The following is a 13,253-nucleotide window of genomic DNA, read 5'->3' on the forward strand; positions in this document are numbered from 1 at the left end:
CTATGAACTCCAGTCGACCTTATCTGGTCCGCGCGCTCTACGAGTGGATTGTGGATAACGATTGCACCCCGCACATGCTGGTTAATTCCGAGTACCCAGCCGTGCAGGTGCCGCAGGGTTTTGCCAGTGACGGGCAGATTGTCCTGAACATTTCGCCGAGCGCTGTGCGTCATCTGCACATGGACAACGACGTGGTGACCTTTGAGGGTCGCTTCGGTGGTGTTCCGCACAGTCTCTACGTGCCGATCAGCGCCATCCTGGGTATTTATGCCCGGGAGAACGGTCAGGGCATGGTGTTCGATATCGAGTCGCCGATGGGTGACGAAGACGATATCGAGCAGGACGATGACCTGCCGCCCCCGGACAGCGAGCCACCGCGTCCAAGCGGCCGGCCAAGTCTGAAGGTTGTGAAGTAATAAAAAAGGCGATCCAGATGGATCGCCTTTTTTATGACCTGTTTTTCCCCTGTAGGAGCTGCCGAAGGCTGCGATCTTTTGATCTTGTTTTGAGAATCAAAAGATCGCAGCCTTCGGCAGCTCCTACAGAGGGAGGGTAAGTCAGTCGATGTACTCGAACAGCTTCACAATCTTCTGCACGCCCGATACGCCCTGCACCAGATTGGTCGCCTGAGCGGCTTCCTGCTTGGTCAGCAGGCCCAGCAGATAGACGATGCCATTCTCGGTCACGACCTTGATGCGCGAGCCGGGAATGCTGGCGTCGGTGAGCATCTGGGTCTTGATCTTGGTGGTCAGCCACGTGTCGTTCTGACGCGCCAGCAGGGAGGAGGGTGGCAGCACTTGCAGTTCGTTGTGCACCTTCTTCACGCGCTGAACGTTGGCAGCGGCCTGTTCGGCCTTGGCCTTGAGGTCTTCACGCGGTGTCTGGCCAGCCAGCAGCACGACGCCGTTGAAGCTGGTAACGACAACATGCGAATCGTTGTCCAGCGCCGGGTCGGCCTTGGCTACGTTAACGCCCACTTTGGTTTCGATCAGCGAGTCATCGATCTTGCTGCCGAAGGTGCGAGTGCCGCGGTCGTCATCAATCGGCGCTTCACGGCTGGCATTCACCACCGAGGTGCAGCCGCTGATGCCGAGGCACAGAGTCAAGGCCAGAAGGCCAAGGCGATTAGGGGTCATTCTTCACTCCCGAACAGTTGGCTGTCGATCAGATCGCAGAGGCAATGGATCGCCAGCAAGTGGACTTCTTGAATACGTGCAGTGACGTTGGCCGGTACGCGAATCTCGACGTCCTCGGGCAACAGCAATGACGCCATGCCGCCGCCGTCGCGTCCGGTCAAAGCTACGACAATCATTTCGCGATCATGTGCGGCCTGGATCGCTTGAATAATGTTCGCCGAGTTACCGCTGGTCGAAATCGCCAGCAAAACATCGCCTGGCTGACCGAGTGCGCGGATCTGCTTGGAGAACACTTCGTTGTAGCTGTAGTCGTTGGCGATCGAGGTGATCGTCGAGGTATCGGTGGTCAGGGCGATGGCCGGCAGGCTCGGGCGCTCGCGCTCGAAGCGGTTGAGCAGCTCCGAGGAGAAGTGCTGGGCGTCGCCGGCAGAGCCGCCATTGCCGCACGAAAGCATTTTGCCTTCGTTGAGCAGGGCGTTGACCATGATCTGGCTGGCTTGCTCGATGTGCGGTGCAAGTACGTCCATCGCCTGTTGCTTGGTGTCGATACTGGCCTGAAAAAGCTGGCGAATTCGCGATTGCATGTCCATCTGTGTGACCTTAAGTAGCGCGGCTGTTCGGCACATGAATGTGCAGCCCGCAAAGCAAAGAGCAAAAGTTGTCGGATGAAAAAGTCCGGGTTGGGTGCAGGTCAACTGTCGAAAGCATTCTGCAACCAGTTCAGCTGACTCGGATGGCTGTCGATGGCCACCACGTCGAAGCGGCAGGGGGAATTGGCCCAACGCGACTCGCGCTGAAGAAAATACTGCGCAGCGAAAATCAGTTTCTGCTGCTTGCGCCCATCGATGCTAGCGAGCGCGCCACCCCATTGAGTGTTTTTTCTGTAGCGAACTTCAACGAATACTACTGTATCGCCATCAAGCATGACCAGATCAAGCTCGCCGCGTTTACACAACCAGTTCTGCGCCAAGAGGCGCAGGCCCTGATTTTGTAGATGCTCGAGCGCTTGGCGCTCGGCATCCTTACCGCTTTGCGAGCGTGACCTGTCAGGCATTAGCGCTGGGTGTCCGGCAGGCGCTGAACCTGGCCGCTGACGAACTGAGCCCAAGGCAACTGGCGCACAATACGCTGGGTCTGGGTCATGCTGAGGCTGCCCGACTGACCTTCGATGCGGCTGTCCGGCAGGGCTTTGAGTTGGCCCAGGCGCGGTGCCAGACGATAAGCATCGACGCCCATGGCGTACAGGCGGCCAAGGCTGCCGGCGGCTTGTGGCCACTGCGCGGTGACTTGCTGGCGCAGCGGATCGCTGGTTTCCAGCAACCATGGCGTTTCGCAGAAGCGAATGCCGTTCATGTCGTTGTACTGGTTCACATCGCCACTGGCGCTATAGACGTGCGAGGTCGCGTAGACAGGAACGTCGCCGGCGTACTGGAAGTTCAGGGTCGGCTTGATCTGCTGCGCCTGTTGCGGGGTCGCGGCGAGGAAGATGAATTCGATGTCCTGACGGCGCGATGGCTGAGCGGCGACGTTGGTGCCTGCAGCGTTTTGCAGGCTCTTGGCGCGGGCTTCGCTCTGGCGCAGCTGGAACATGTCGGCAATTTGCTGGGCCAGTTGCACTGGCTGGTCGACACGCTCGGTGGCAACGATGCTGCCGCCATTGGCTTGCCAATCCTGGCTGAACGCACGCAGGACGCGGTCACCCCATTCGCCTTTCGGCACCATGATCGCGGCGCGGTGCAGACCGTCGGCGCGGGCGCGGCGGGATACTTCACGGGCTTCGTCTTCAGCGGCCAGACCAAACTGGAACAGCTGCGCCGGACCTTGATCGCCTTCGCTGTAGTTCAGCGCGAGGGTGGCGATCGGCAGTTGCGGGCGGGTGCTCAGTTGTTTGACCAGGGGCTTTTCCAGAGGGCCGACGACCAGTTGCACGCCGTCAGCCTGAGCCTTGCGGTAGAACTCGTCCATGGAGGTCAGTTTCGAGCTGTCATAGAACTCGATCGCTGGCGGATTCTGCCCGGCCTGTTGAGCCTGATAGTGCGCCGCCATGAAACCTTCGCGCAGTGCTTTGCCGACCGACGCCAGTTGGCCATCCTGTGGCAGCAGCAGGGCGATTTTGCTCAGCGGCTGGCTGGCCAGTTCCTTGAGCTTGGTCAACGGCAGCGGCAGGTTGATTGCAGCCGGGTGCTTTGGATTCTGGGTGCGCCAGGTGTCGATTGCGGCTTGTTGCTGTTCGAGCGTGCCGGCGGTTTTCACGGCCAGCGCCAGACTCATCCAGCCGCCAAGGTCGTCGGTGGTGTTGGGTTGCAGTTGATCGGTGGGCAGCGATGCGATCAGTGTCCAGATCGCTTCATGGTTCTTGCTCGCCGCTTCGTCTTTGAGCATCGGCGCAATGAAGATGCGCTCGCGGGCGGCAGGCAGCGTCTGGCCATCGGCTTCAAGGGCGCGGGCGTGAACGGTGCCAGTGCGGACCTGTTGCTCTTCCGGCATTTCGCCCAGCTTTTGCAGGCTTGGATGGCTCAGGGCGGTCAGTGCCGCTTTCGGCTGATTGCGCGTCATCGCCAGTTCAGCGGAGAGCGTGTTGGCAAAAATCTGCTGGCCCGGCTTGAGTTGCTCCACCGGCACTTGTTGCAGGATTTGCGCAGACTGCCCGGCATTGCCTTGGCGATAAGCCAGGTCTGCTGCGCTCAGGCGCAACAGGGCAGCTTTTTCCGGGGTTTTAGCCTGGGAAGCCTGTTCGAGCAGTTGCTCGATGCTGGCATCCGGAGTCCGTGGAAGTTCGCCAAGGCTGGAGGAAGGGGAGCTGGCGCAAGCCGCCAAAAGGGCAGCGAGGCAGAGGGCAGTGAACAGCCGCAGGCAAGCGATCATGTAAGTGTTCCTGATACTCGATCAAATTAGCGTGGAATTGTACCCAAGCACTGGCCGGGGCGCGATGTTGCTGGCGTTAATCGGTCAATTTAGCTGAAGTAAATGTTGCGGCGTCGCACAACTGCGCGCAAAAACCGCACGTTAGCAGAGGACGTCGCAAGCCTCGTGACGCGCTACAATGCCGGTTTTTACCGATCATGAGGTGTGCGCTTTGACTGCTCCAGGTTCCCTGAATTCCGCTGCCGGCTCGCTTTATGTGGTGGCGACGCCCATCGGCAACCTGGACGACATCAGCGCCCGGGCACTGAAAATCCTCCGTGAAGTGGCGCTGATTGCTGCCGAAGATACGCGTCACTCGCAGCGACTGATGCAGCACTTCGGTATTTCGACGCCGTTGGCCGCTTGTCACGAACATAACGAACGAGATGAAGGTAGCCGCTTTATCACCCGTCTGCTGGCTGGTGATAGTGTCGCGTTGATTTCCGACGCGGGCACGCCGCTGATTTCCGATCCGGGTTATCACCTGGTGCGTCAGGCCCGTGCTGTCGGGATCAATGTGGTGCCGGTGCCGGGTGCCTGCGCTTTGATCGCAGCATTGTCGGCAGCGGGCTTGCCGTCTGATCGATTCATCTTCGAAGGTTTTCTGCCGGCCAAGTCGGTAGGGCGCAAGGCGCGACTCGAAGCGGTCAAGGAAGAACCACGTACGCTGATTTTCTACGAAGCCCCACACCGCATTCTGGAATGTCTACAGGATATGGAAGCGGTGTTCGGTGGCGAGCGGCAGGCACTGCTGGCCCGTGAAATTACCAAGACCTTTGAAACGCTCAAGGGGCTGCCACTGGCTGAGTTGCGCGCATTCGTCGAGTCCGACAGCAACCAGCAGCGCGGTGAATGCGTGGTGTTGGTCGCCGGCTGGACTGCCCCTGAGAGCGAGGACGCGGTCAGCAGCGAAGCCATGCGCATCCTCAATCTGTTGCTCGAAGAGATGCCGCTCAAGCGTGCCGCCGCGCTGGCAGCGCAGATTACCGGTGAGCGCAAGAACGTCCTGTATCAGGTCGCGCTGGATAAGCAGAAAGACGTGTAAGCCGTCGCCCATAGCGGTCTTGAGGCTTTTAGCGCTTGTTCTTCGGCCGCTCTGCCGTTAACCTTCGCGGCGGAGAGTCGATCGGACAGTCGCTGCCCTCTATGAAAATTAGGGGGGGGAGGAAAGTCCGGGCTCCATAGGGCGAAGTGCCAGGTAATGCCTGGGAGGCGTGAGCCTACGGAAAGTGCCACAGAAAATAACCGCCTAAGCGCTTCGGCGCCGGTAAGGGTGAAAAGGTGCGGTAAGAGCGCACCGCACGTCTGGCAACAGTTCGTGGCTAGGTAAACCCCACTTGGAGCAAGACCAAATAGGGTCCCAAGGCGTGGCCCGCGCTGGGACCGGGTAGGTTGCTAAAGATGTCCAGTGATGGCCATCGTAGACGAATGACTGTTCAAGACAGAACCCGGCTTACAGATCGACTCTCCACCTTTTTCTTTCCCTGCTTGAATCAATGGCATCGGGGCTGTGTAATATCAGCAGGCCTGCTCTGAAAGTTCGGCAGCGGCAATTGCAGTAATAGCCTTTTCCCACCTTGCTTCAATCAACAGCAGAAGCGCTTTTGTAATACCGAAAAAATCTTACTCTTAACAAATTACTTTAACTTTCGAGCGCAGCTTTCAGTGCTGCATCAAGTTATGGGTCAAAAGTCTCCGCCAGATTCTCGTTACTCCTCCTTTTATGCTCCTAAATCTCCGTTCTGTAAGGCTTTTCCTTTAATCCGCGCCTTGACGGTGTGGTGGCCGCATTCCTATAGTGTGCACAAGTGGCGGAAAGTGGCATGAAGTGGGTTTTTTGAGCTCAAAACGATAAAAATTGGAGAAACGCAGACGTGTTTCGCGGAGCTAACGCTATCAGTCTCGATGCAAAGGGCCGTCTCGCTATGCCGAGCCGGTACCGTGACGAGCTCGATTCGCGTAGTTCCGGCCAATTGATCGTCACCATTGATGCCGTTGATCCGTGTCTTTGTGTCTACCCGCTCGACGAGTGGGAAATTATTGAAACCAAGTTGCGCGCGCTCCCTTCGCTTCGTGAAGAGAACCGCCGCTTGCAGCGTTTATTGATTGGTAATGCCGTCGACCTCGAGCTCGATGGCAGTGGTCGTTTTCTGGTTCCACCGCGTCTGCGCGAATACGCAAAGCTTGATAAGAAAGCGATGCTGGTGGGCCAACTGAACAAGTTCCAATTGTGGGACGAGGATGCATGGAATGCGGTATCTGCCGCTGACCTTGCTGCCATTCAACAACCGGGCGCGATGCCTGATGAACTGCGTGATTTGATCTTGTGACTATTGATAGCGGCTTTAACCACATCACCGTACTGCTTGACGAAGCCGTCGAGGCTCTCGCCGTACGTCCTGATGGCTGCTATCTGGACGGTACGTTCGGGCGCGGCGGACACAGTCGATTGATCCTCAGCCAGCTCGGGCCGGATGGTCGACTCATCGGATTCGACAAAGATCCACAAGCGATTGCCACCGGGCAAACGCTAGCGGCCGAAGACGGCCGCTTTGTCGTTGTGCAGCGCAGCTTTGCCGAGCTCGGTTCGGAAATCGCCGAACGCGGTCTGGCCGGCAAGGTCAGCGGCATTCTGCTCGATCTGGGCGTGTCCTCGCCGCAGCTCGATGACGCTGAGCGCGGTTTCAGTTTCCTCAACGACGGCCCGCTGGACATGCGCATGGATCCGTCCCGTGGCATCAGCGCCGCTGAATTCGTCAACACCGCGCCGGCTGAAGAAATCGCCCGGGTGTTCAAGGAATACGGTGAAGAACGTTTCTCCGGTCGCATGGCGCGTGCCGTCGCCGAACGTCGCGATATCAAACCTTTCGAGCGCACCGCCGATCTGGCCGAAGTGCTCAAGGTCGCCAACCCGGCATGGGAAAAGGGCAAGAACCCGGCCACCCGTGCGTTCCAGGGGCTGCGCATTCACGTCAATAACGAATTGGGCGATCTGGAAGCCGGCCTCGAAGCCGCGCTGGAAGCTCTGGAAGTGGGCGGCCGTCTGGTCGTGATCAGCTTCCATTCGCTGGAAGACCGCATCGTCAAGCTGTTCATGCGCAAGCTGGTGAAGGGCGAAGCCGATAACCTGCCGCGCAACCTGCCGGTTCGCCATGTGGCGTTCGAGCCGAAAATCAAAGTCCATGGCAAAGCGCAGACGGCCTCCGACGCCGAACTCAAAGCCAACCCACGTTCCCGTAGCGCCGTCATGCGCGTCGCGGAGAAATTGCGTTGAGCAAGCTTTTCGCCAAGCCACTGCCCGGCGGCAGCTTTTTCATGCTGCTGCTGTTTGTAGGCGTGCTCGTCTCGGCCATCGCTGTGTCGTACAGCGCGCACTGGAACCGCCAGTTGCTGAACAATCTTTATAACGAACTCAGCGTGCGCGACAAGGCGCAGGCCGAGTGGGGCCGCTTGATTCTCGAGCAAAGCACCTGGACCGCGCACAGCCGCATCGAAGTGCTGGCCACCGAACAACTGAAAATGCATATCCCTGGCGCGGCTGACGTGAAGATGGTGGCGCCATGATGAAACTTGAAGGCGCACTGTTCCCGTGGCGCTTCCGCCTGATGGTGGCCCTGCTCGGTTTGATGGTGGCTGCGATCTGCTGGCGCATCATTGACCTGCAAGTGGTTGACCGTGACTTCCTCAAAGGTCAGGGCGATGCGCGCAGTCTTCGTCACATCCCGATTCCTGCTCACCGTGGTCTGATCACCGACCGTAACGGCGAGCCTTTGGCCGTCAGTACCCCGGTGACCACCCTGTGGGCCAACGCCAAGGAAATGCAAACAGCCAAAGAGAAGTGGCCAGCACTGGCCGCCGCGCTGGGTCAGGACCCGAAAGCCCTGACCGAACGCCTTGAGGCGCAGGCCAACAAAGAATTCATTTATCTGGTGCGTGGGCTGACCCCCGAGCAAGGCCAGTCTGTGCTCGACCTGAAAGTGCCGGGCGTCTACGGCATCGAAGAATTCCGCCGGTTTTACCCGGCCGGTGAAGTCACCGCGCACATGGTCGGCTTTACCGACATCGATGATCACGGTCGCGAAGGCGTCGAACTGGCCTACGACGAATGGCTGGCCGGAGTGCCGGGCAAACGACAAGTCATCAAGGATCGGCGCGGTCGGCTGATCAAAGATGTTCAGGTCACCAAAAACGCCAAGGCCGGCAAGCCCTTGGCGTTGTCCATTGACCTGCGCCTGCAATATCTGGCCAACCGCGAGCTGCGTAACGCGATCATCGAGAACGGCGCCAAGGCTGGCAGCCTGGTGATCATGGACGTGAAGACTGGCGAGATCCTCGCCATGGTCAACCAGCCGACCTATAACCCGAACAACCGTCGCAACCTGCAACCGGCGATGATGCGTAACCGCGCGATGATCGACGTGTTCGAACCGGGTTCGACCATGAAAGCCATCTCGATGGCCGCCGCGATCGAAACCGGTCGCTGGAAACCGAGCGATACCGTCGAGGTTTATCCAGGCACGCTGCAGATCGGCAAATACACCATCAAGGACGTTTCCAGGTCCGAAGGTCCGGTGCTCGACCTGACCGGCATCCTGATCAATTCCAGTAACGTCGGCATGAGTAAGGTCGCGTTCGATATCGGCGGCGAAACGATTTTCCGCCTTGCGCAAAAAGTCGGTCTCGGCCAGGACACCGGCCTCGGCTTCCCGGGCGAACGTGTCGGCAACCTGCCGAACTACCGCGATTGGCGCAAGGCCGAAACCGCGACACTGTCCTACGGCTACGGTATTTCCGTAACCGCGATTCAACTGGTTCACGCCTTCTCGGCGCTGGCCAACAACGGTCGCCTCGCACCGTTGACGCTGATCAAAACCGACAAGATGCCGCAGACCACGCAAGTGCTGCCGGAAGCTGTCGCGAAAACCATGCAGGGCATGTTGACCCAGGTGATCGAAGCCCCGCGCGGTGTGTTCCGTGCGCAGGTGCCGGCGTATCACGTGGCGGGCAAGTCGGGTACTGCGCGCAAGACTTCGGTGGGCACCAAGGGCTACGCCGAAAACTCCTACCGTTCGCTGTTCGCCGGCTTCGGCCCGATGAGCGATCCGCGTTACGCCATCGTTGTGGTGATCGATGAGCCAAGCAAGGCCGGTTACTTCGGTGGTCTGGTTTCCGCGCCGGTGTTCAGTCGCGTGATGTCCGGCACCCTGCGCTTGATGAACGTGACCCCGGATAACCTGCCGACCACTCAACAGGCCAACGCCACCCCGGTCGTTCCGCTGAAAGCCAATGGAGGGCGCGGCTGATGTCATTAAGTCTGAACAAGATATTCCCCCACGCCGGCCACGATCTGTTGATCCGTGAATTGGCACTGGATAGCCGTAACGTACGCGCGGGCGACCTGTTTCTCGCGGTGCCGGGCGGCAAATTCGATGGCCGTGCGCACATTGCTGACGCGCTTGCCCGTGGCGCCGCGGCCGTTGCTTATGAAGTCGAAGGCGCCACCGTGCTGCCGATCACGGACGTGCCGCTGATCCCGGTCAAGGGGCTGGCGGCGCAGCTGTCGGACATCGCCGGACGTTTTTACGGTGAGCCGAGCCATCACCTGAATCTGGTGGGCGTAACGGGCACCAACGGTAAAACCAGCGTGACCCAACTGGTCGCGCAAGCGCTGGATCTGCTCGGCCAGCATTGCGGCATTGTCGGCACCCTCGGTTCCGGCTTCTATGGCGCATTGCAAAGTGGTCTGCACACCACGCCGAATCCGATCGCCGTGCAAGCGACTTTGGGCGACCTGAAAAAGGCCGGCGCCAAAGCCGTGGCCATGGAAGTGTCGTCCCACGGTCTGGATCAGGGCCGCGTTACCGCGCTGGCGTTCGACGTTGCCGTGATGACCAACCTGTCCCGCGATCATCTGGATTATCACGGCACGATGGAGGCTTACGCGCAGGCCAAGGCCAAGCTGTTCGCCTGGAATGATCTGAAATGCCGAGTGGTCAACCTCGACGACGATTTCGGCCGGCAACTGGCCGCCGAAAAACGTGAGTCGCGTTTGATCACCTATAGCCTGCTCGACAGCAGTGCTTATCTGTACTGCCGCGAAGCACAGTTCGACGATCACGGCGTACGCGCCACATTGGTCACGCCGCAGGGCGAGCATCATCTGCGCAGCACGCTGCTCGGCCGTTTTAACCTGAGCAACGTACTGGCAGCCGTCGGCGCCTTGCTCGGCCTGGATTACGCGCTCGACGAAATTCTCAAGGTACTGCCGAAACTCGAAGGCCCGGCCGGACGCATGCAGCGTCTTGGCGGCGGCACTCAGCCGTTGGTGGTGGTCGATTACGCCCACACCCCGGATGCGCTGGAAAAAGTCCTGACGGCTTTGCGCCCGCACGTCAAAGGCCAGTTGCTGTGCCTGTTCGGCTGCGGCGGTGACCGTGATCGTGGCAAGCGTCCGCTGATGGCCGAAGTGGTCGAGCGTCTGGCCGATCAAGTGGTTGTCACCGATGACAATCCGCGCACCGAAGACCCGGCAGTGATTTTCGATGACATCCGCGCCGGTTTCACGGTTGTGGATAAAGTCACCTTCGTCGCCGGCCGTGGTCAGGCGATTGCGCAATTGATTGCCGACGCTTCGGCGGATGACGTGATCGTTCTGGCCGGTAAAGGTCACGAGGACTATCAGGAAATCAACGGCGAGCGTCATGCCTTCTCTGACCTGGTCGAAGCAGATCACGCGCTGACCGCTTGGGAGGTGGCCCATGCTTAAGGCCCTGACACTCAGCGAGCTGAGCAACGCGCTCGACGCACGCCTGATCAGCTCCGATGCCAGTTTCGACGGCGTGAGCATCGACAGCCGTGGGATTAAACCCGGCCAACTGTTTATTGCCCTGACTGGCCCGCGTTTCGACGGTCATGATTATCTGAACGACGTCGCCGGCAAAGGCGCCGTTGCTGCACTGGTCGAGCGCGAAGTCGCCGACAGCACCCTGCCGCAATTGTTGGTCAAGGACACCCGTCAGGCCCTGGGCCAGTTGGGTGCCTTGAACCGTGCGGCGTTCACTCAGCCAGTGGCTGCCGTGACCGGTTCCAGCGGCAAGACCACGGTCAAGGAAATGCTCGCCAGCATCCTGCGCACGCGCGGTCCGGTGCTGGCAACACGCGGCAACCTGAACAACGACCTCGGCGTTCCGCTGACCCTGATCGAGCTCGCGCCGGAACACACCTCCGCCGTGATCGAACTGGGGGCCTCGCGTCTGGGCGAAATCGCCTACACCGTCGGGCTGACCAAGCCGCACGTAGCGATCCTCAACAACGCCGGTACCGCTCACGTTGGTGAGTTCGGTGGCCCGGAAAAAATCGTCGAAGCCAAAGGCGAAATCATCGAAGGGCTGGCGGCCGATGGCATCGCCGTGCTCAATCTCGACGACAAGGCCTTTGGTATCTGGAAGAGCCGCGCTGCCGGTCGCAAGGTGCTGACCTTCGCCCTGAGCAACACTCAAGCGGACTTCTACGCCAGCGACCTGAGCACTGATGCACGCGGTTGCCCGGCCTTCAATCTGCACACGCCTGAAGGTATGGAGCGCGTTCAACTGAACCTGCTCGGCACCCATAACGTTGCCAACTCCATGGCTGCCGCCGCTGCTGCCCACGCCTTGGGTGTGTCGCTGTTCGGCATCGCCACTGGCCTTGGCGCGGTGCAACCGGTCAAGGGCCGCACCGTCGCGCAATTGGCGAAAAACGGCATGCGCGTGATTGATGACACTTACAACGCAAACCCCACCTCGATGTGCGCGGCCGTTGATATACTCGCCGGCTTTTCCGGCCGCACCGTCCTGGTGCTCGGAGATATCGGCGAGTTGGGCGATTGGGCGGAGCAGGGGCACCGCGACGTGGGCGAGTACGCCCGGGGCAAGGTATCCGCGCTTTACGCAGTTGGACCGAACATGGTTCACGCCGTCAACGCATTCGGTGAGCAGGCGCATCACTTCGGCACACAAGCCGAACTGATCCAGGCCCTGGACGCCGAGCAGGACACAAACACCACCATTTTGATCAAGGGTTCGCGCAGTGCAGCGATGGAAAACATCGTTGCGGCTCTGTGCGGGTCCAGTCTGGAGAAACATTAATGCTGCTGCTGCTAGCGGAGTATCTGCAACAGTTCCACAAAGGCTTCGCGGTCTTTCAGTACCTGACCCTGCGCGGGATCCTCGGTGTGCTGACCGCGCTGGTTTTGTCGCTGTGCTATGGCCCGTGGATGATCCGCACTCTGCAGAACCGTCAGATCGGCCAGTCCGTTCGTAACGACGGTCCGCAATCGCACCTGTCGAAGTCGGGTACACCGACCATGGGCGGCGCGCTGATTCTGTCGTCCATCGGCGTCAGCACTTTGCTCTGGGCTGACCTGAGCAACCGCTATGTCTGGACTGTGTTGCTGGTGACCCTGTTGTTCGGCGCTATCGGCTGGGTCGACGATTACCGCAAAGTCATCGAGAAGAATTCGCGAGGCTTGCCGAGCCGCTGGAAGTATTTCTGGCAGTCGGTGTTTGGTCTGGGCGCGGCGATCTTCCTTTATATGACCGCTTCGACGCCGGTGGAAACCACGCTGATCCTGCCGATGCTCAAGGACTACAGCATTCCGCTGGGCTTCGGTTTTATCGTGCTGACCTACTTCGTGATTGTCGGTTCGAGTAACGCGGTCAACCTCACCGACGGCCTCGACGGTCTCGCGATCATGCCGACCGTGATGGTTGGCGGCGGTCTCGGCATCTTCTGCTACCTGTCGGGTAACGTTAAATTCGCTGAATACCTGTTGATCCCGTATGTGCCGGGCGCAGGCGAACTGATTGTGTTCTGCGGTGCGCTGATCGGTGCCGGTCTGGGTTTCCTCTGGTTCAACACCTATCCGGCCCAGGTCTTCATGGGCGACGTCGGCGCACTGGCGCTGGGTGCTGCACTGGGCACCATCGCGGTGATCGTCCGTCAGGAAATCGTCCTGTTCATCATGGGCGGCGTGTTCGTGATGGAAACCCTGTCGGTGGTCATCCAGGTGGCGTCCTTCAAGCTGACCGGTCGCCGCGTATTCCGCATGGCACCGATCCACCACCACTTTGAACTCAAGGGCTGGCCCGAGCCGCGCGTGATCGTCCGTTTCTGGATCATCACCGTGATTCTCGTGTTGGTTGGCCTTGCCACCCTGAAGCTGAGGTAGAACGA

The 13,253-nt window shown here is 59.7% G+C and carries 13 protein-coding genes and 1 other RNA gene; 10 read left to right on the top strand and 4 right to left on the bottom strand.

The window, feature by feature from the left end:
• Nucleotides 1–2 precede the first annotated feature (2 nt).
• Nucleotides 3–416, top strand: coding sequence for a ClpXP protease specificity-enhancing factor (locus ICA16_RS05590; protein WP_150592664.1), 414 nt, complete (start codon nt 3–5; stop codon nt 414–416).
• 141 nt (nt 417–557) lie between these two features.
• Here ICA16_RS05590 and ICA16_RS05595 read toward each other — a convergent pair whose 3' ends face one another.
• The 4 genes from ICA16_RS05595 to ICA16_RS05610 all read right to left on the bottom strand — a co-directional run bounded on the left by ICA16_RS05595 (nt 558) and on the right by ICA16_RS05610 (nt 4,001).
• Nucleotides 558–1,136 (bottom strand): BON domain-containing protein, encoded by a 579-nt coding sequence (locus ICA16_RS05595; protein WP_150604356.1) that lies wholly within the window; start codon nt 1,134–1,136, stop codon nt 558–560.
• On the bottom strand, nt 1,133–1,726 hold the full coding sequence (locus tag ICA16_RS05600; RefSeq protein ID WP_008082788.1) for a phosphoheptose isomerase: 594 nt from the start codon (nt 1,724–1,726) through the stop codon (nt 1,133–1,135). The genes ICA16_RS05595 and ICA16_RS05600 overlap by 4 nt, the downstream gene beginning before the upstream one ends.
• A 101-nt stretch (nt 1,727–1,827) precedes the next feature.
• Nucleotides 1,828–2,190 carry a YraN family protein gene (locus ICA16_RS05605; protein ID WP_150592666.1) on the bottom strand — a complete coding sequence of 121 codons (363 nt, stop codon included), beginning with the start codon at nt 2,188–2,190 and terminating at the stop codon, nt 1,828–1,830.
• Nucleotides 2,190–4,001, bottom strand: a complete 1,812-nt coding sequence (locus ICA16_RS05610) for a penicillin-binding protein activator (RefSeq protein WP_210554941.1) — start codon at nt 3,999–4,001, stop codon at nt 2,190–2,192. Before ICA16_RS05610 ends, ICA16_RS05605 begins: the two co-directional genes overlap by 1 nt.
• 178 nt (nt 4,002–4,179) lie before the next feature.
• On the opposite strand from ICA16_RS05610, the gene rsmI reads away from it, so the two are divergent.
• The 9 genes from rsmI to mraY all read left to right on the top strand — a co-directional run bounded on the left by rsmI (nt 4,180) and on the right by mraY (nt 13,248).
• A complete protein-coding gene (gene rsmI, locus ICA16_RS05615) occupies nt 4,180–5,085 on the top strand; it encodes a 16S rRNA (cytidine(1402)-2'-O)-methyltransferase (protein ID WP_210700189.1) in 906 nt (301 codons plus the stop codon).
• A 73-nt stretch (nt 5,086–5,158) separates the two neighbouring features.
• An RNA gene (gene rnpB / locus ICA16_RS05620) (RNase P RNA component class A) lies at nt 5,159–5,512 on the top strand.
• A 402-nt stretch (nt 5,513–5,914) separates the two neighbouring features.
• Nucleotides 5,915–6,370 (top strand): division/cell wall cluster transcriptional repressor MraZ, encoded by a 456-nt coding sequence (gene mraZ / locus ICA16_RS05625; RefSeq protein WP_042560992.1) that lies wholly within the window; start codon nt 5,915–5,917, stop codon nt 6,368–6,370.
• Complete coding sequence (rsmH, locus tag ICA16_RS05630; protein WP_390896372.1) at nt 6,367–7,314, top strand: 16S rRNA (cytosine(1402)-N(4))-methyltransferase RsmH; 948 nt, start codon at nt 6,367–6,369, stop codon at nt 7,312–7,314. The genes mraZ and rsmH overlap by 4 nt, the downstream gene beginning before the upstream one ends.
• Nucleotides 7,311–7,604, top strand: a complete 294-nt coding sequence (ftsL, locus tag ICA16_RS05635) for a cell division protein FtsL (protein WP_150604354.1) — start codon at nt 7,311–7,313, stop codon at nt 7,602–7,604. The genes rsmH and ftsL overlap by 4 nt, the downstream gene beginning before the upstream one ends.
• Nucleotides 7,604–9,343 carry a peptidoglycan D,D-transpeptidase FtsI family protein gene (locus ICA16_RS05640; RefSeq protein ID WP_210555058.1) on the top strand — a complete coding sequence of 580 codons (1,740 nt, stop codon included), beginning with the start codon at nt 7,604–7,606 and terminating at the stop codon, nt 9,341–9,343. The genes ftsL and ICA16_RS05640 overlap by 1 nt, the downstream gene beginning before the upstream one ends.
• Entirely contained in the window at nt 9,343–10,806 is a 1,464-nt protein-coding gene (locus tag ICA16_RS05645) for a UDP-N-acetylmuramoyl-L-alanyl-D-glutamate--2,6-diaminopimelate ligase (RefSeq protein ID WP_210700190.1), read from the top strand. The genes ICA16_RS05640 and ICA16_RS05645 overlap by 1 nt, the downstream gene beginning before the upstream one ends.
• Entirely contained in the window at nt 10,799–12,166 is a 1,368-nt protein-coding gene (locus ICA16_RS05650) for a UDP-N-acetylmuramoyl-tripeptide--D-alanyl-D-alanine ligase (protein WP_210700191.1), read from the top strand. Before ICA16_RS05645 ends, ICA16_RS05650 begins: the two co-directional genes overlap by 8 nt.
• A complete protein-coding gene (mraY, locus tag ICA16_RS05655; protein WP_047303084.1) occupies nt 12,166–13,248 on the top strand; it encodes a phospho-N-acetylmuramoyl-pentapeptide-transferase in 1,083 nt (360 codons plus the stop codon). Before ICA16_RS05650 ends, mraY begins: the two co-directional genes overlap by 1 nt.
• The last annotated feature ends 5 nt before the right edge of the window (nt 13,249–13,253 follow it).

It is taken from the genome of Pseudomonas anatoliensis, assembly GCF_017976235.1.
GTDB classification, from domain to species: domain Bacteria; phylum Pseudomonadota; class Gammaproteobacteria; order Pseudomonadales; family Pseudomonadaceae; genus Aquipseudomonas; species Aquipseudomonas anatoliensis.